The organism is Amnibacterium setariae, from assembly GCF_003581425.1.
Lineage (GTDB): Bacteria > Actinomycetota > Actinomycetes > Actinomycetales > Microbacteriaceae > Amnibacterium > Amnibacterium setariae.
The window spans coordinates 968,962-986,114 of sequence record NZ_QXTG01000002.1 but is presented as its reverse complement, the minus strand read 5'-3'; the positions used below and the strand labels follow the sequence as shown (position 1 = coordinate 986,114).

Genomic DNA, 17,153 nt, shown 5'->3' with positions numbered 1-17,153 from the left:
ACGACGATGGGTCTGCTGGACCGTCTCAAGAGCTATCTGAACGACGAGGGGCAGAGCGGCCAGCGCCGCGGCTGGTCCGGGTACGGGTCGGCGCCGCAGGGCCGCGGGCCCGCGCGTACGGCGCGGAGCGAGGACGAGATCGCGGTCGACCGCTACCGCTACCTGCTGCGCACCGCGCCGCCGGACGCGGTGGAGGAGGTGCACGCGGAGGCGTTCGCGCGGCTGACGCCGCAGCAGCGCCGGCTCGTGTTCGAGGAGCTGTCGCAGAACGCGGCGGCCGCGGACCGGCCCGCGACCGACGACCCCCGCACGCTCGCGCGCAGCGCCACGCGGTCCGAGCTGCGGCAGCCGGGCTTCCTCGAGCGCACGCTCGGCGGCGGCGGCGCGATGGGCGGCGGCCGGGGCCCGGGGCTCGGCACCATGATCGGCGGCTCCCTGCTCGGCACGGTCGCGGGCGTGGTGATCGGCTCCGCGATCGCGGACATGGTGATGCCGGGCATCGGCGACTTCGCCTCCGACGTGGGCGACGGCGTGAACGACTTCGCCGATGGCGCGGGCGACTTCGCGCAGGACGCGGGCGGCGCCTTCGACGGCTTCGGGGGCGGGGACTTCGGCGGCGGGGGCGACTTCGGCGGCGGCGACTTCGGCGGCGACTTCTAGGGCGGCGCGGCGGAGGATGCGGGGGTGCTGACCGATCCGCTGAAGGCCCGTGTGCTCCAGGTGCTCTCCGGGCAGCCCTCCGGCGTGCCGCCGTACGTGCAGGAGCTGTCGCGCGGCGACGACGCCGGGTACTTCGCGGAGGGGAGCGCGGTGTGGGAGGTGCACCGCAGCATCGCGACCCTCGTCGCGGGCCCCCGGGCGCTGCTCATGCAGGCGCTGCACCCCGGTGCCATGGCCGGCGTGCACGACCACTCGCGCTACCGGGAGGACCCGCTCGGCCGGCTGAACGGCACGATCCGCTGGATCACGACGGTCACCTACGGCTCCCGCGCGCAGGCGGAGGGGGCGAGCACGTGGGTGCGGCACCTCCACGAGCGCGTGCGCGGCCGCTACACGACCGGGGACGGCCGAGAGGTCGACTACGCCGCGCAGGACGCGGACCTCGTGTCGTGGGTGCACATCGCCTTCGCGGACTCCTTCCTCCGGGCCTTCCAGCGGTACTCGGACCGACCGATCCCCGGCGGTGCGGACGCGTACGTCCGCGACTGGGCGATCGCCGGCGAGCTGATGGGGGTGCCCGACCCGCCCCGGAGCGTCGCGGGCCTCGAGCAGCGCCTCGCCGCGATCCGCGACGCCGGGCTGCTCCGCGCGGACGACCGCGTGCACGAGGCGGTCCGCTTCATCCGGCGGCCGCCGCTGCCGCGCGCGCTGCGGCCGACCTACCCGCCGCTCTACCGCGGCGCCGTCGCGACCCTGCCGGACTGGGCGCGGACGATGCTCCGGCAGCGGCCCGTGCTGCCGGTCGAGGAGACGGCGACGCGGCTCGTGCTCCGCTCCACCGCCCGGCTGCTCGGCGAGGCCGCGGCGCCCGGTCAGGCCCGGATCCGCCTCCGGGCGCTCGAGGAGCGCGACGCGGCCCGACGCTCAGGCTCTGCTGCCTAGCGTTGCTCGACGGGCCGGAACCGGCCCGCACCGCACGGGAAGGATCACCATGCCCACTCGCACCGCACGCACCGCCTGGGACGGCGGCCTGCAGGACGGCTCCGGTCAGGTCGAGCTGAGCAGCTCGGGCGTCGGCACGTACGACGTCTCGTTCCCCCGCCGCGCCGCCGACAGCGCGGACGGGTACACGAGCCCCGAGGAGCTCATCGCCGCGGCGCACTCCGCCTGCTTCGCGATGCAGCTGTCCGCCGACGTCGCCGAGGAGGGCGGCACGCCGCACAGCCTCGAGGTCACGGCCGACGTCTCGCTCGGCCCGGACACGGCCGCCGGCGGCTTCAAGCTGACCGGCATCGTCCTCACCGTCAAGGGCGAGGTGGAGGGGCTCGACGCGGCCGGCTTCCAGCGCGCCGCCGAGGCGGCCAAGGCCGGCTGCCCGGTCAGCAAGGCCCTCACGGGCGTCGACATCGAGCTGCGCGCCTCGCTCGTCGAGTAGCGCCGCCGTGCGGGAGCGGGGCCGGTCGCGCGACCGGCCCCGCTCCTGCCGTCACAGCCAGTTGCGGCGCTTGAAGCTGAGGTAGAGCACGACGCCGAGCGTGAGCATCGCGAGGAGCGCGACCGGGTAGCCGTACCTCCAGTGCAGCTCGGGCATGTCCTCGAAGTTCATGCCCCAGATCGACGCGAGCGTCGCCGGGAAGAAGCCGATCGCCGCCCAGGACGACACCTTCTTGACCTGGTTCCCCTGCTCGAACGAGTCGCGGGTGAGCTTCTCGATCTGGTCGTTCTGCCGCTGCCCGACGAGGGTCGCGTTCACGGTCAGCGCGTTCTGCAGCAGGACGCGGAACCCCTCCACGCGCTCCTGGATCCGCACGACGTGGTCGAGCACGTCCCGCAGGCCGCGGCGCACCTCGATCAGGTCCTCCTGGCCGTCGATCTCCGTGCGGACCTGCGACAGGACCCCGGAGAGCGGCGCGATCGCCCGCTGGAACGTGATGACCTCGCGGGTGAGCTCGTAGATGCGCTGCGAGACGGCCGAGTCGCCCGCGAACAGCTGGTCCTCGATCTCGTCGATGTCGTTCTCGAGGCCGTTCACGACCGGGCCGTAGTCGTCGACGACGCGGTCGGCGACCGCGTACAGCACCGCGAGCGGGCCGGCGGCGAGCAGCTTCGGCTCCGCCTCGAGCCGCGCCCGGACCGCCTTCAGGTCCGGCGCCTCCGCGTGCCGCACGGCGACGACGAAGTCGGGGCCGAGGAACAGGTCGACCTCGCCGAAGTCGACGCGCTCCTGCTCGTCCATGTAGCGCGCCGGCCGGAGCACGACGAAGCGGTCGCCGCCGTAGCGCTCGATCTTCGGGCGCTGGTGCCCCTCCTGCGCGTCCTCGACCGCGAGCGGGTGGAGCGCGAACTCGTCCGCGACGGACTGCAGCTCGAAGGGGTCGGGCCGGTACAGGCCGATCCACCCGAAGCCGTGCCGGGCGCGCACGAGGTCGCACGTCTCGGACAGGCTGCTCGGATCGGGCGTCCGCTTCCCGTCGACGTACACCGCGTTGTCGATGATCGGCACCTGCGGAGACTAGTGACGGCGGGCGTCCGCTCCGTGCACGCCGGGCCCACGGGATGCCGGGGTACCGTTCGGCGGGTGTCCCGCATCGCCGGCGTCGCGACGGCCCTGCCCGAGCACGCGTACCCGCAGCAGGCGATCACCGACGTGCTCGCGCCGATGGTCGCGCACGACCCCGCCCGGCAGGCGCTGATGCGCCGCATGCACGCGTCGACGCGCGTGGCCACGCGGCACCTCGTGCTGCCGCTCGAGCAGTACCGCGACGCCCTCACCTTCGGCCAGACGAACGACCGGTTCGTGGAGGAGGCGACCCGGCTCGCCGAGGCCGCCGCCAGCACCGCGCTGCTGCGGGCCGGCGTGCGGGCCGACGAGGTCGACCTGATCGTCTTCACCTCCGTCACCGGCGTCTCCGCGCCGAGCGTCGACGCGCTCCTCGTGCCGCGACTCGGGATGCGGGAGGACGTCAAGCGGATGCCGATGTTCGGCCTCGGCTGCGTCGCGGGCGCCAGCGGCATCGCCCGGGTGCACGACTACCTGGAGGGGCACCCGGACGGCGTCGCCCTGCTCGTCTCCGTCGAGCTCTGCTCCCTCACCGTGCAGCGCGACGACGACTCGACCGACAACCTCGTCGCGAGCGGCCTGTTCGGCGACGGGGGAGCGGCCGTCGTGCTCGTCGGCGCGCACCGGGCCGTCCGGGACGGCGTGACCGGGCCGGACGTCGTCGCCACGCGCAGCCGGCTCTACCCGGGCAGCGGCGGCGTGATCGGCTTCCGCCCGAGCGAGACCGGGTTCCGCGTCATCCTCACCGCGGGCGTGGTGGACGTGATCGACGCGAACTTCGCGGACGACGCCACCGCCTTCCTCGACGACCAGGGGCTCGCCGTGCCCGACGTGGGCACCTGGATCGCCCACCCCGGCGGCCCGAAGGTGCTGGACGCCTTCCAGCGGGGGCTGCGCCTGCCCGACGGCGCCCTCGACCGCAGCTGGGCCTCCATGGCCGCGGTCGGCAACCTCTCCTCGTCGAGCGTGCTCTTCGTGCTGGCGGACGAGCTCCGGCAGCCGCACGCGGGCGACGAGCACGGGCTGCTGTTCGCGCTCGGCCCCGGCGTCAGCGCCGAGTTCGTCCTGCTGCGGTGGCCCAGGGCCGCCGCGGCGCTGGTCGCGGCGTGAGCGGAGCGCTGCTCGCCGGCACCGCCGGGTGGTGGGCGGCGTACACCGCGTACCTCCTGCTGCTCGCCGGGACCTCGGTCGAGCGCTTCCTCGAGCTCGGCGTCTCCGCCCGCAACGCGCGGTGGGCGTTCGAGCGCGGCGGCCGGGAGTCCGGCCGCGGGCACTTCCCGCCGATGGTCGCCCTGCACACCGCGCTGATCCTCGCGTGCGCCCTGGAGCCGCTGCTCGCCGGCCGGCCGTTCATCACGGCGCTCGCCGTGCCGATGGCGGTGCTCGCGCTCGGGTCGCAGGCGCTGCGCTGGTGGTGCATCAGGACCCTCGGACCGCGCTGGAACACGCGGGTCATCGTCGTGCCCGGCCTGCCGCTCGTGCGTCGCGGGCCGTACCGGCTGATCCCGCACCCCAACTACGTCGCCGTCGTCCTGGAGGGCGTCGTGCTGCCCCTCATCGCGACGGCCTGGCTCACCGCGGTGGTCTTCACCGTGCTGAACGCCGTGCTGCTGCTCGGGTTCCGCATCCCCGCCGAGGAGCGGGCGCTGCGGCAGGCGCTCGCGGAGCCGGTGCGATGACCGCCTTCCGCGTCCGCGAGGTGGAGGAGCGCGACTGGGTGCGGCTGCGCGCCCTCCGGCTCGAGATGCTGGCGGACACGCCGATCGCCTACCTCGAGACGCTCGCGACCGCGGAGCGGCACCCGGTGTCGCACTGGCAGCGGCAGGCGCGCGGGCGCCCCACGGGCGTCAGGCTCGTCGCCGAGCAGGAGGACGGGCGCTGGCTCGGCACGATGTCCGGGATCATCGCCGAGGGCACCCCCACCCTCGTCGCGGTCTACGTCGCGCCGGACGTGCGCGGGGCGGCGGCCGGCGTCACCGACGCGCTGCTCGGCGCCGTCGAGCGCTGGGCGCTGCAGCACGGCGACCAGCTGCGCCTCGAGGTGAACGAGCTGAACCCGCGCGCGGTCGAGGCCTACCGCCGCCGCGGCTTCGTGATGACCGGCAGGACGACCCCGTACCCCCTCGACCCGCCCTCCCTCGAGCTCGAGATGGTCAAGCCCCTGCGGCAGAGCTGATGGCTGCGCCGCCGCCCCTGCGGCGCAGCCGTGACGCCCCGCGGCCCTGAACGGGCCGCGCCCTGCGTCGACGTCGTCCAGTCGGCAGTCTTCGCTGGTCGAGGTGCGAGCGAAGCGAGCCTCGAGACCATCGGCCCGGAAGGTCGGTGGGAACCGGGAGAATGAGCCCGTGACGGCGAAGGGCGGCGAGGGCGAGCGGCAGGTCTCCGCGGCCGACGTCGACAGCTCGCGCGCCACCGTGCTGCACGTCGACATGGACGCGTTCTTCGCATCGGTCGAGCTGCTGGACCACCCCGAGCTCGTGGACCGGCCGGTGATCATCGGCCACGAGGGCGGGCGGGGCATCGTCAGCTCGGCGAACTACGCGGCCCGCCGCTACGGCGTCCGCTCCGCGATGCCCGTCGGGCGCGCCCTGCGGCTCTGCCCGAACGCGGTCGTGCTGCACCCGCACTACGAGAAGTACCGCGACGCGTCCGCCCGGGTGATGCGGATCTTCCACGACGTGACCCCGGTCGTGGAGCCGCTGTCGATCGACGAGGCGTTCCTCGACGTCGCCGGGGCGGTCCGCCTGTTCGGGCCGCCCGCGCAGATCGCCGCCGACCTGCGCGCCCGGGTGCGCCGCGAGACCGGGCTGACCTGCAGCGTCGGAGCGGGCGCGACGAAGTTCATCGCGAAGCTCGCCTCCACCCGCTCGAAGCCCGACGGGCTGCTCGTCGTGCCGCCCGAGGGCGCCCTCGACTTCCTCCGGCCGCTGCCGATCGGCGCGATCTGGGGCGTCGGTCCTGCCACGCGGGAGTCGCTCGAGCGCCGCGGGATCCGCACGGTCCAGGACCTCGCCGACACGCCCCGGCACGTGCTCGAAGGATGGGTCGGCGCCGCGGCCGGCGGCAAGCTGCACGACCTGGCGTGGGGCCGCGACGCCCGTCGCGTCACGACGAGCCGCGCGGACAAGAGCATCGGGCACGAGAACACGTTCTCGACCGACATCAGCGACGTCGCCGCGCTGAAGCGGGAGCTGCTCGACCAGGCCGACCGCGTCGCGGTGCGGCTGCGGAAGGGCGGCTGGCGGGCCCGCACGATCTCGCTCAAGGTGCGCTTCTCCGACTTCACCACCATCACCCGCTCGCACACCGTCCCGGAGGCGACCGACCTCGCGCGCCGCATCCACGAGGAGACGGTCGCCCTGCTCGACGCCGCCGACCTGCGCGGCCGAGCGGTCCGCCTGCTCGGCACCCGGGGCGAGCAGCTCGTGCGCGCCGAGGACGAGCTGCTCGGCCTCTGGAGCGACCAGGAGCAGTGGCGCGGGGTGGAGCACGCCGCCGACCGCGCCGCCCTCCGCTTCGGCCGGGGGGCCGTCATGCCTGCGGCGCTGCTCGACCGGCCCGCGGACCGCGAGCGCCTCGCCGACAGCGAGGGCTGAGGCGGGTGGAGGCGCAGGGCAGGCGGCGGGAGACCTCGCGGCACCGGTCGCCGTCGCGCTTCGCGCTGCCCCGGCCCGTCGGCCGTGCGGCCGCCGTGCTCACCCCGGTGCTGTCCCTGCTGCCCGCGGTCGTCCTGCTCGTCGTCGTGCAGTCGCTGAGCCCGGTCGCGCAGCGGGTGCCGACGGGCGCGGCGCGGTTCGACCTCGCGGGCGCCTGGCTCGCGTCGGCGCCCGGCGCGCTCGCCGGCACGACGTCGTGGCTGCCGGCACCGACGCTCGGTCGGCTGCAGCTCGGCGGCCTGCTCCACCTGCTGCAGGGCGGCACGGTGCAGGGCGTGCTCGCGGCCGCCCACGGGGCGATGCTGCTGCTCGCCGTCGCCCAGGCCGTGCTGGTCTGGTGGGTCCTGCGTCGCCTCGGCGCCGGCGGGGTCGCCGCCGGGCTGGCGACCGCCGTGTTCGGCGTCGCCTCGATCGCGGTCGAGGCGCACGCGACGGTGTCCGCCGTCGCGGTCGCCGCCGTGTGGCTGCTCCTCGCCGTCGGGCTCGCCCTCGGCCGAACCGTCCCGGCGCTCGTCGCGGCGGGCGTGTCCGCGGCGGTCGCGGCGGCGTCCGCGCCCGTCGTCCTGCTCGCCGTCGCGCCGCTGGCCGTGCTGCTCGTGCTGCGGCTGCGCGGCCGGACGGGGGAGGCCCGGCACCCGCTCGTCGCCGCGGGCGCGGGGTTCGGCGCGGGCGCGGTCCTGCTCGCCGGCGGCATGGCGGCGGTCGCCGCCCTGCCGGCCACGGCCGCGACAGCGCGGCTCGACGCGCTCACGTCGGCCGAGCCGCCGGGGGCCGGGTTCGGCGCGGCGGCCGGTGCCCTCTGGCTCCGGGTCGACCCGGTGTCGCTCGTCGTCGCCCTGGCCGCCGTCGTGCTCGCCGTCGTCGGGGCGCGCGACCGCGGCGTCGCGGTCGTCGCCGCCGTGCTCGCCCTCGCCGCCTTCTGGCCCCTCGGGGGCGACGCCGCGGTGCCGCTCGTGCTCCTGCTGCCGGTCGTCGCGGCGGCGACGGCGCGAGCGGCGGACGTCGGCGTCGCCGCGCTCGGCCACCCGATGTTCGTCCGCAGCGTGCTCGGCTCGGCGTGGCTCACCGCGGTCGGCGCGGTCCTCGTCACCGCGGTCGTGGTCTGGCTGGTCGGCCTGACCGGGCTCGTGCGGGGGCCCGACCAGCCGCTCGCCCGGGCCGAGCGCTGGATCCGGACGAGCGTCCCGGCCGGGCAGACCGTGCTGGTGCCGCTCGGCGCATGGCCGGACCTCGCCGCCTCCGGCCGCGCGGACGTCGGGTGGTACGCCGCGCTGCCCGACGGCGTGCCCAGCTCCCCGTCGTGGCGGCGCGCCGACTACGTGGTCGTCGACGCCGCGCTCGCCGATCGGCCGACCGGCGCGGCCGCCGCGGCGCTCGACCGCTCCGCGGAGGCGGCCTCCTTCGGCACCGGGGCCACGCGACTCGCCGTCCGCGCCGTCCGCGCGCCCGCGGAGGAGGCCGCCCCGCCGCAGCCGACGACGGCGGCGGGCCGGGAGGCCGCGCGCATCCGCCGGACGGTCGGCGCGCAGCTCGCCGGGAACCCGCGCGTCGAGGTCGCGGGGCAGGACCGCGCCCGGCTGCTGCAGGGCCAGGTGGACACCCGGATCGCGCTCGTGCTCGCGCAGTTCGTGACCGCCCACTCGATCACGATCAGCGGCTTCGGCACGGTCCCCGGCGACGACTCGGGCGTCCGCACCGCGGTCACGGTCAGCGAGATCGACGGCCGGCGCGTGCCCGGCGACGGCACGAAGACGGGCGTGCTGCTGCGGTTCCTCTCCGACCTCCGCGGCGACTTCGCCACCCGGTCCATCGACGCGACCGACGACGGCATCACCGCCGTCTTCGCGCCCGATCCGGACCTCGTCCCGAACGGGTGATCGGCAGAACGCTCGGGGGACGCCAAGGCGGCGCGGCCATACTCTGCTCCCCGTGAGAAGCATGCGTCGCCCCCTGTTCGCCGTGCTGGCCGCAGCGCTCGTCGCCGTCGCGCTGCCCGCCGCACCCGCCTCCGCCGCCTCCCGCGACGGCTGGGTCCGGCTCGCGCACATGTCGCCCGACACGGCCGCCGTGAACATCACGCTGTCGAGCCTGAACGGCGACGTGACGCTGTTCCGCCTGCAGAACGTCGGCTACGGCGCCGTCTCGAAGTACATGCGGCTGCCGCAGGGCACCTACGCGCTCGCGATGGTCCCCGCCGGCGAGAACGACCCGAACGCGACGCCCGTGGTGAGCGGCAAGGTCGACATCACGGCGGGCAAGGCCGAGACGCTCGCGGCGATCGGCAAGAACGCGGACCTGAAGACCACCGTGTTCAGCGACGACCTCGACGCGGTGAACGGCGGCGACGCCCGCGTCCGCGTCGTGCAGGCGTCCGTCACGCACAAGGACGTCGACGTCACGGCCGGTTCCACCACCGTCGCGAGCGGCGCGGGCTTCGGCGACGTCACGAAGTACGCCACCGTGCCGGCGGGCACCGCCTCGCTCGAGCTGAAGGCGGGCTCCGACACGCAGACCGTCTCCCAGAAGGTGACCGCGGGCAGCGCGCACACGTTCTTCGTCATCGACGACGCGAAGGGGGACCTGACGGTCTCCCCGGCGCTCGACAGCGCCGCGGCGACCGAGACGCCCGTCGGATCCCTCGCCGCGGGCGGCGGCGGCCTCGCCGGCGACCAGGCCCCGCTGGCGCTGCTGCTCGCCGCGCTGGCCGCGACCGGCGGCGTCGCCGCCTTCGGCGCGATGGCGCGGCGGCGGAGCGAGGTGCAGCACTCCTGACCGCGCGGCTCCGCGTCCTCGGCGCGCTCCTCGTCCTCATCCTCGCGATGGGCGGGGGCGCGGCGGTCGCGTGGCGCCACGCGACCGATCAGCGCGCGGCGGCGGAGCAGGTGCGCGCCGAGCAGGAGCGCCTCGCGTCGATGACGGCCGCGGAGCGCCGGAAGGCCCGCGGCGGCACCGGCCGGTTCCAGGACCCGATGGTCTCGCAGGCGCCGACGCGGAGCACGGCGACGCCGGTGCGGCTGGTCATCCCGAAGATCGGGGTGGACTCCGGGCTCGAGCGGCTGCACCAGGACTCCCGCGGCGTGCTCGTCGCGCCGGAGCTCGCGGACACCGCCGGCTGGTGGGCGAAGGGCGTCGTGCCGGGCGACGTCGGCGCGGCGGTGATCGTCGGCCACCTCGACACGATCCTCGGCCCCGCCGTGTTCGTGCGGCTGAAGCAGCTGCGCCCCGGCGATCTCGTGGAGGTGCGGATGTCCGACGGCCGGACCGTGCGGTTCTCGGTCGACGGCAGCCACGTGGTGAAGAAGGCGCTCTTCCCGAGCGACGCCGTCTACGGCCCGACGCCGGACGCGCAGCTGCGCCTCATCACCTGCAGCGAGCCCTTCGACCCGATGGCGCACAGCTACACGGACAACCTCGTGCTGTACGCCACCCTGCGGGCCTGACGGCTCAGGCGAGCGTGCGGCCCGCCAGCTCCTCGCGGGAGAACCGCGTCGGCTCCGCCAGCGCCTCCTTCGCGCCGTCCCGCGCGTCCGGCTCGGCGTCGGAGGAGTTGCCCCACAGCAGCACGCCCTGCACGGCGTCGCCGTCGAGGTAGTACACGGAGCCCTTGTCCAGCGGCTCCGCCCAGGCGGCGACGGTGTCGAGCGACGAGTCGAGCGTGCCGACGGCCTCGTACCGGTGGCCGAACACCATCGAGTAGAAGTACGGCGTGTAGGTGAACGGGGTCTCGTCGCCGACCATCGCGCGCCCCGCCGCCCGGCCCTGCTTGCGGGCGAGGTCGACGTGCTCGATGCGGCGGCGGCCGAGCAGCGCGTCCGGGTAGCTCGCGACGTCGCCCGCGGCGTAGATCGACGGGTTCGAGGTGCGCAGGTGCTCGTCGACGACGATCCCGTCCTCGACATCGAGCCCGGCCGCCTCCGCGAGCGCCGTGTTCGGGGTGATCCCGAGCCCGAGGACGACCACGTCCGCCTCGATCGAGCCGCCGTCCTCGGTGGTCAGGACGACGCCGTCCTCGGTCGCCTCGCCCGAGGCGATGCGGGTGTCGGGCACGATCTCGACGCCCGCGTCCTCGAACCAGCCCTGGAAGCGCCGGGCGAGGTCCCCGGGCAGGACCTTCTCGCGCAGCACCGAGTCCGGCGTCACGAGGGTCACGCGGCACTCGTTCTGCACGAGCGCGGCGGCGATCTCCGTGCCGATGTAGCTGCCGCCGACGACCGCGACGTGCGGCCGGTCCTCCGCGAGGCGGCGCAGGTGCCGGTAGTCGGCGAAGGTGCGGAAGTAGATCACGCGGTCGCCGGCCGGCACGTCGAGCTCGATCGGCGACCCGCCGGTGGCGAGCAGCAGGGCGCCGTACTCGAGGGTCTCGTCCCGGCCGTCGGCGGCGCCGGACACCGTCACGGTCTTCGCCTCGGGGTCGATCGACTCCACCATCACCCCGGTGCGGACCTCGGCGCCGCTGGCGCCGGTGCCGAGCGGCACCTGGTCCTCGGTGAACGAGGGGTCGATCCAGAGCAGCTTCGACAGGGCGGGCCGGGTGTAGGGCTCGTCGGGGTCGTCGCCGAGCACCAGGATCGCGCTGTCGGGGTCGAGCTCGCGGATGCCCTTCGCCGCGGCGTCCGCGATCATGCCGCCGCCGACGATGACGTACTCGTATCGGGTCACGAGTGCACTCAAGCACCACCCGCTGAGTGCATTTCGAAGGTGATCCGGGTCGCCCGGGGCCCTGTCGCCGGCCGCCCGTAGCGTGCCGGGATGCGCCGTCCCCTCGTCCTCGCGCTCTGCCTCGTGCAGTTCGTGGACGTGCTCGGCGTGACGTCGGGCACGACCGCGATCCCGTCGATCACGGCGGACCTGTCGGCGCCGCCGTCCGCGGCCGCGGTCCTCGCGAGCGCCTACCCGACGGCCTTCGGCGCGTTCCTCGTGCTCGGCGCGCGGGCGGGGGAGCGCTTCGGCCACCGGCGCCTGCTCCTCGGCGGCGTCGCCGCGTTCGGCGTGATCGGCGTGCTCGGGGCGCTGGCGCCGGGCGTCGGGACCGTCGCGGCGGCGCGGGCGCTCCAGGGCTGCGCCGCCGCCGTGTCGGTGCCCTCCGCGCTCCGGCTGCTCCTCGCCGCAGCGCCGGACCCTGCGGCGCGGCGACGGGCGCTCGGCGGGTGGACGGCGGCGGGTGCGACCGCCGGGGCGTGCGGCTTCCTCGTCGGCGGGCTGCTCACGCAGGTCGCGGGCTGGCCCGCCGTCCTCTGGATCGCGGGACCGGTCGCGGCCGTGCTGCTGCTCGCCCTGACGCCGCTCACCGCGGCCGTCCGGTCGGATCGGGACCCGGTCCTGCGCCTCGGCGCGGCGGGCGGGCTGCTGCTCGTCGCGGCGGTCGGCTCCCTGGTGCTCGGGGCGTCGTTCGCCGAGCAGCCGGCCACCAGGCCCGGCGGCGTCGCGCTCCTGGTCGCGGGCCTCGTGCTCGCCGGGCTGCTCGTGGGCCAGCAGCGGAGGACGTCGACGCCCCTGCTGCCCGCCGGCGGCCTGCGCGACGCGAACCTCCGGACGGGCGTGCTCGCGTCCTTCGTGAACACGGCGACGACCAGCCCCGTCGCCGTGCTGGCCACCGTCGAGCTGCAGGAGGAGCTGCACGTGTCGCCGCTCGTCGCCGGGCTCGCGCTGCTGCCGACCAGCATCGGGGCCGTCGTCGGCGCGCTCGTCGCACCCCGGCTGGGCGCGGCGCTGCGGCCCCGCAGCGCCGCGGCGGTCGGCCTCGTCGGGATCGCGATCGGCGACTCGGCCTTCGGGCTCACCCCGCCGTCCGTCCTCGGCACGGCGACGGTCACCACCGTCGTGGGGATCGGGCTCGGGATCGCCTCGATTCCGGCGACCGCGATCGCCACGGACGTGCCCGCGGCGCTCGTCGGCGGGTCGACGGGCGCGGTCAACACGGCGGCGCAGCTCGGCACGGCGCTCGGCGTCGCCGCGCTCGTGGTGCTCGCCGGCGTGACGGGGGTCGACCTCGCCGACGGCGCGGCCGCCGCCCTGGCTGCGGGCGCTGCGGCCGCGCTCGTGGTCGCCGACCGCAGGCGCCCGCCGCGCCCAGCCGGGGCCTGAGCCCCGAGAGCGTCCCCCTGCGCCCCGCGGGCGGCCCGGTCGACCGGACCGCACGCGGGAAGCGCGGGGCTAGGCGACGAGGATCGCCGCGCTGTCGGGCGGGAGGGTGAGCGTGCCGTCCTCGACCGCCACCGCCTCCGCGGTCTTCAGCACGAGCGCGCCGTCCACCGCGACGCCCGCCTCCTCGGCGCCGAGGTTCGCCGCGACGGTCACGCCGCCGCGCTGCAGCACGATCACGCCGGCCTCGTCGTCCGCCGCGGCCTCCGTCGTGGTGAAGCGGGGGTCGGTGAGGTCCGACAGCCGGCGGCGCAGCAGGATCAGCCGCTTGTGCAGGTCGAGCAGGCCCGCGTGGTGGCCGGACTCCGGCTCCGACCAGTCGAGCTTCGACCGCTGGAACGTCGCCGGGTCCTGCGGGTCCGGCACGACGTCCGGGTCCCAGCCCATCTTCGCGAACTCGTCGATGCGGCCCTTCGCCGTCGCCTCGCCGAGGTCGTGCTCCGGGTGGGAGGTGAAGAACTGCCACGGGGTCGTGGCGCCCCACTCCTCGCCCATGAACAGCATCGGCGTGAACGGCGTCATCACGTTCAGCACCGCACCGACGGCGAGGCGCTGCGGGGAGAGGGACTGCGACAGCCGGTCGCCCTCCGCGCGGTTGCCGATCTGGTCGTGGTCCTGCGCGAACGTGACGAGCCGGTTCGTCGGCATCGTCAGCCGGTCGATCGGGCGGCCGTGGTGGCGCTCCCGGAACGAGGAGTAGGTCCCGTCGTGCACGAACCCGTGCGTCAGCACCCGGGCGAGCACGGAGAGGCCCTCGAAGTCCGAGTAGTAGCCCGTGGTCTCGCCGGTCAGCGCCACGTGGAGCGCGTGGTGGTAGTCGTCGCTCCATTGCGCGTCGAGGCCGTAGCCGTGCGCCTCCCGCGAGGTGATCAAGGTCGGATCGTTCATGTCCGACTCGGCGATCAGCGTGAGCGGCCGGCCCTGGTGCGCGGACAGCACCGCCGTCTCCTCGGCGAGCTGCTCGAGGAGGTGCTGCGCGCGGCTGTCGACCAGGGCGTGCACCGCGTCGAGCCGGAGCCCGTCGACGTGCATGTCCGACAGCCACATCAGCGCGTTGTCGATGATGTAGCGCCGCACCTCGTCCGACTCGGGGCCGTCGAGGTTCATCGACGTGCCCCACGTGTTCGCGCCGCCCTCGGAGAAGTAGGGCCCGAACTCCGGAAGGTAGTTCCCCGAAGGGCCGAGGTGGTTGTAGACGACGTCCTGGATCACCGCGAGCCCGCGGGCGTGGCAGGCGTCGACGAACCGCTGGTACGCCTCCGGACCGCCGTACGTCTCCTGCACGGCGTACCAGAGGACCCCGTCGTAGCCCCAGTTCCAGCGGCCGTTGAACGCGTTCACCGGCAGGACCTCGACGTGCGTGATCCCGAGGTCGACGAGGTGGTCGAGCCGGTCGATCGCCGAGTCGAGCGTGCCGTCGGGCGTGAACGTGCCGATGTGCAGCTCGTAGATCACGCCGCCCGCGAGGGGGCGACCGGTCCACGCGGCGTCGGTCCAGCCGAATGCGGCCGGGTCGAAGCGCTGCGACAGCTCGTGCACGCCGTCGGGCTGCCGGCGGGAGCGCGGGTCCGGCCGCGGCGTCCGCTCGTCGTCGATCAGGTACCCGTACCGCGCGTCGGCCGGCACGTCGTCGACGCCCTCCGGCGTCCACCAGCCGTCGTCCGCGCGGGTCATCGGGAGGGTCTGCTCGCCGAGCCGGAGGCGGAGCCGCTCGGGCTTCGGCGCCCAGACGGCGAGGGGGTGGCGAACGGGGACGGTCACGGCTTTCCTCCGACCTCGACGAGCAGCGCGACGGGGTAGTGCTCCAGCAGATCGGCGACGCGCAGCTCGCCGCCCTGGTACTCGCGGTCCGTGAACACGTCGACGACGGGCGCGCTGCCGACGTCGACGACCGTGTCGCCCCAGCCGCCGCGCTCGGCGAGGCCGACCGGCAGGCGGGTGGCGAGGGCGATCGCGCCTCCGCGGTCGAAGGCGACGAGGTGGTCCGCGGCCTCGCCGGAGGCGGTCAGCGGCGTGTAGCCGGTGAACAGCTCCGGGCGGTCGCGCTTCAGGCGGAGGGTCTTCGCGACGACGAGCAGCTTCGCGGCGCCGACCTCGTCGAGCGCCGGGAGGGCGCCCTGGTCGATCTCCGCGAGGAGCTCGCGCCGCAGCGCGAAGTCCACCGGGCGCCGGTTGTCCGGGTCGACGAGGCTCTGCTCCCAGAGCTCGCTGCCCTGGTAGACGTCGGGGACGCCGGGCGCGGCGAGCTGCAGCAGCTTCATCGACAGCCCGTTCGACCAGCCGGGCGCGTCCAGCCCGGCCGACACCCGTTCGATCAGGGTCGCGACGGTCTCGTCGTCGTAGACGGCGTCGACCGCGGCCGTGAGCCGCTTCCCGAACGCCTCGTCCGGCGCGGTCCACGTCGTCGAGACGCCGGCCTCCTTCGACGCCTTCTCGGCGTAGGCCTGGAGGCGGTCCCGCTCGATCGGCCAGGCGCCGACCGTCGCCTGCCAGAGCAGGTTCGCGAACGTCGGGTCGCCGAAGCCGACGAGCCGCTCGAGCGCGTCGAGGGTCTCGGCCCACTCCTCGGGCGTCTCGGACAGGACGTCGATGCGGGCGCGGACGTCCTCGCCGCGCTTCGTGTCGTGCGTCGACAGCGTCGTCATCGCGCCGGGCCAGTCGGCCTGGCGCCGCGCCTGCCGCTCGTGGAAGCGCTCCACGGTCTCGGCGAAGTCGTCGGGCTCGCCGCCGACCTCGGTCAGGCTGCCGAGGCGGGTGAAGCGGTAGAACGCGCTGTCCTCCACGCCCTTCGCCATGACCATGCCGCTCGTCTGCTGGAAGCGCTGCGCCACCGCGGTCGACGGGTCCCGCAGCAGGCGGGAGGCGACGTCGAGCTCCGCGGCGAGGTCGGGCCGGTGCCGCTTCGCGTCCTCGACCGCCGCGTCGAGCTGCTCGACGCCGCGGGGGAGGTAGGACCGGTAGACGGGGAAGCAGGTGAGCAGCTCGCCGACCGCGTCGGCGAGGCGCTCGGGGTCGTCCCCTCGCACGGCCGCCCCGTCGCTTCGCGACGCGTCGGAACCGGCGGAGGGGGCCCAGCCGTCCGTCAGGTCGGCCGCCGTGCGGACGAGCCGCAGCACCTCGGAGCGGAGGATGCCGTCGGCGACCTCGCGCTTGGTGTCGTGGATCAGCGCCTTCCAGTCCGTCGGGCCTCCGAGCCGCGCGGCGAGCGCGGTGAGCGGCTCCTCGCCGGCGGGGTCGATCAGCACGCGGTCGACGTCGCCGAGCGCGTCGTAGCCGGTCGTGCCGGCCGTGGCCCAGTCCTCCGGCAGCGGCTCGTCGCCCTCGAGGATCTTCTCGACGAGGACGTAGCGGCCGGCGGTGGCCTCGGCGAGGTCGTCGAGGTAGCGCTTCGGGTCGGCGAGCCCGTCCGGGTGGTCGATGCGGAGCCCGTCGACGAGGCCGTCGCGGATCCAGGACACGATCGTGCGGTGGGAGGCGTCGAAGACCTCCGGCAGCTCGACCCGGATGCCCGCGAGGGTGTTGACGGCGAAGAACCGGCGGTAGTTCAGGTCGTAGTCCGCCCGCCGCCAGTCGACGAGCTCGTAGTGCTGCCGCTCGTGGACCGTCCGCGCGTCCGCGCCGTCGTCGGCCGTGCCCGGCGCGATCGGGTAGCGGTTGTCGTAGTAGACGAGCTCGTCGCCCTCGATCTTCAACGCGTCGACGTCGTCGGCGCTGCCGAGCACCGGGATGCGGAGCCTCCCGCCGCCGAAGTCCCAGTCGACGTCGAACGCGTCGGCGTACCGCGAGTCGCGGCCGTGCGTCAGCACGTCCCACCACCACGCGTTCTTCGCGGGCGTCGCGACGCCCATGTGGTTCGGCACGATGTCGACGAGCACGCCGAGGCCCTTGCCGTGCGCGGCGTTCGCGGCCTCGACCAGGCCCTCGTCGCCGCCGCGCGCGGGGTCGACCCGCTCGTGGGAGATCACGTCGTACCCGTGGTCGGAGCCCGGCTCCGCCTCGAGCAGCGGGGACAGGTAGACCCAGTCCGCCCCGAGGTCGGCGAGGTAGTCGGTGAGCTCGGCGACCGAGTGGAGGTCGAACGCGGCGCGGACCTGGACGCGGTAGGTGGAGACGGGAGCGGGCCGGGGATCGGTCAC

15 protein-coding genes are annotated in these 17,153 nt (G+C 75.2%); 11 read left to right on the top strand and 4 right to left on the bottom strand.

The window, feature by feature from the left end; translation table 11 throughout:
* The first annotated feature begins 6 nt into the window (after positions 1 to 6).
* The 3 genes from D1781_RS12715 to D1781_RS12705 are packed head-to-tail and all read left to right on the top strand — an operon-like array spanning position 7 to position 2,095.
* Positions 7 to 660 carry a hypothetical protein gene (locus D1781_RS12715; RefSeq protein ID WP_119482614.1) on the top strand — a complete coding sequence of 218 codons (654 nt, stop codon included), beginning with the start codon at positions 7 to 9 and terminating at the stop codon, positions 658 to 660.
* Positions 661 to 684: 24 nt separating this feature from the next.
* Entirely contained in the window at positions 685 to 1,602 is a 918-nt protein-coding gene (locus D1781_RS12710; protein ID WP_233551322.1) for an oxygenase MpaB family protein, read from the top strand.
* 49 nt (positions 1,603 to 1,651) lie between these two features.
* Positions 1,652 to 2,095, top strand: a complete 444-nt coding sequence (locus D1781_RS12705; protein ID WP_119482613.1) for an OsmC family peroxiredoxin — start codon at positions 1,652 to 1,654, stop codon at positions 2,093 to 2,095.
* A gap of 51 nt (positions 2,096 to 2,146) precedes the next feature.
* Here D1781_RS12705 and D1781_RS12700 read toward each other — a convergent pair whose 3' ends face one another.
* Entirely contained in the window at positions 2,147 to 3,163 is a 1,017-nt protein-coding gene (locus tag D1781_RS12700) for a magnesium and cobalt transport protein CorA (protein WP_119482612.1), read from the bottom strand.
* 75 nt (positions 3,164 to 3,238) lie between these two features.
* Between D1781_RS12700 and D1781_RS12695 the strand changes: the two genes are divergently transcribed.
* From D1781_RS12695 to D1781_RS12665, 7 genes are all read left to right on the top strand, one after another.
* Entirely contained in the window at positions 3,239 to 4,330 is a 1,092-nt protein-coding gene (locus tag D1781_RS12695) for a type III polyketide synthase (RefSeq protein ID WP_119482611.1), read from the top strand.
* Positions 4,327 to 4,899, top strand: a complete 573-nt coding sequence (locus D1781_RS12690; protein ID WP_233551320.1) for an isoprenylcysteine carboxyl methyltransferase family protein — start codon at positions 4,327 to 4,329, stop codon at positions 4,897 to 4,899. Before D1781_RS12695 ends, D1781_RS12690 begins: the two co-directional genes overlap by 4 nt.
* Entirely contained in the window at positions 4,896 to 5,396 is a 501-nt protein-coding gene (locus tag D1781_RS12685; protein ID WP_119482610.1) for a GNAT family N-acetyltransferase, read from the top strand. The genes D1781_RS12690 and D1781_RS12685 overlap by 4 nt, the downstream gene beginning before the upstream one ends.
* Before the next feature lie 169 nt (positions 5,397 to 5,565).
* On the top strand, positions 5,566 to 6,816 hold the full coding sequence (locus tag D1781_RS12680) for a DNA polymerase IV (RefSeq protein WP_267899800.1): 1,251 nt from the start codon (positions 5,566 to 5,568) through the stop codon (positions 6,814 to 6,816).
* A 5-nt stretch (positions 6,817 to 6,821) separates the two neighbouring features.
* Positions 6,822 to 8,753, top strand: coding sequence for a hypothetical protein (locus tag D1781_RS12675; protein ID WP_119482609.1), 1,932 nt, complete (start codon positions 6,822 to 6,824; stop codon positions 8,751 to 8,753).
* A 61-nt stretch (positions 8,754 to 8,814) separates the two neighbouring features.
* Positions 8,815 to 9,648, top strand: a complete 834-nt coding sequence (locus tag D1781_RS12670; RefSeq protein ID WP_119482608.1) for a DUF4397 domain-containing protein — start codon at positions 8,815 to 8,817, stop codon at positions 9,646 to 9,648.
* 47 nt (positions 9,649 to 9,695) lie between these two features.
* Positions 9,696 to 10,316 carry a class F sortase gene (locus tag D1781_RS12665; RefSeq protein ID WP_119482607.1) on the top strand — a complete coding sequence of 207 codons (621 nt, stop codon included), beginning with the start codon at positions 9,696 to 9,698 and terminating at the stop codon, positions 10,314 to 10,316.
* A 4-nt stretch (positions 10,317 to 10,320) separates the two neighbouring features.
* Here D1781_RS12665 and D1781_RS12660 read toward each other — a convergent pair whose 3' ends face one another.
* Complete coding sequence (locus D1781_RS12660) at positions 10,321 to 11,535, bottom strand: NAD(P)/FAD-dependent oxidoreductase (protein ID WP_233551313.1); 1,215 nt, start codon at positions 11,533 to 11,535, stop codon at positions 10,321 to 10,323.
* A gap of 90 nt (positions 11,536 to 11,625) precedes the next feature.
* Here D1781_RS12660 and D1781_RS12655 point away from each other — a divergent pair, with 90 nt between their 5' ends.
* Positions 11,626 to 12,960 carry an MFS transporter gene (locus D1781_RS12655; RefSeq protein WP_119482606.1) on the top strand — a complete coding sequence of 445 codons (1,335 nt, stop codon included), beginning with the start codon at positions 11,626 to 11,628 and terminating at the stop codon, positions 12,958 to 12,960.
* Positions 12,961 to 13,029: 69 nt separating this feature from the next.
* On the opposite strand, the gene treZ is transcribed toward D1781_RS12655, so the two are convergent.
* Positions 13,030 to 14,778, bottom strand: coding sequence for a malto-oligosyltrehalose trehalohydrolase (gene treZ, locus D1781_RS12650; protein ID WP_119482605.1), 1,749 nt, complete (start codon positions 14,776 to 14,778; stop codon positions 13,030 to 13,032).
* The gene (treY, locus tag D1781_RS12645) at positions 14,775 to 17,153 is read right to left on the bottom strand and encodes a malto-oligosyltrehalose synthase (RefSeq protein ID WP_119482604.1); all 2,379 of its coding nucleotides are present in this window, start codon (positions 17,151 to 17,153) and stop codon (positions 14,775 to 14,777) included. The genes treZ and treY overlap by 4 nt, the downstream gene beginning before the upstream one ends.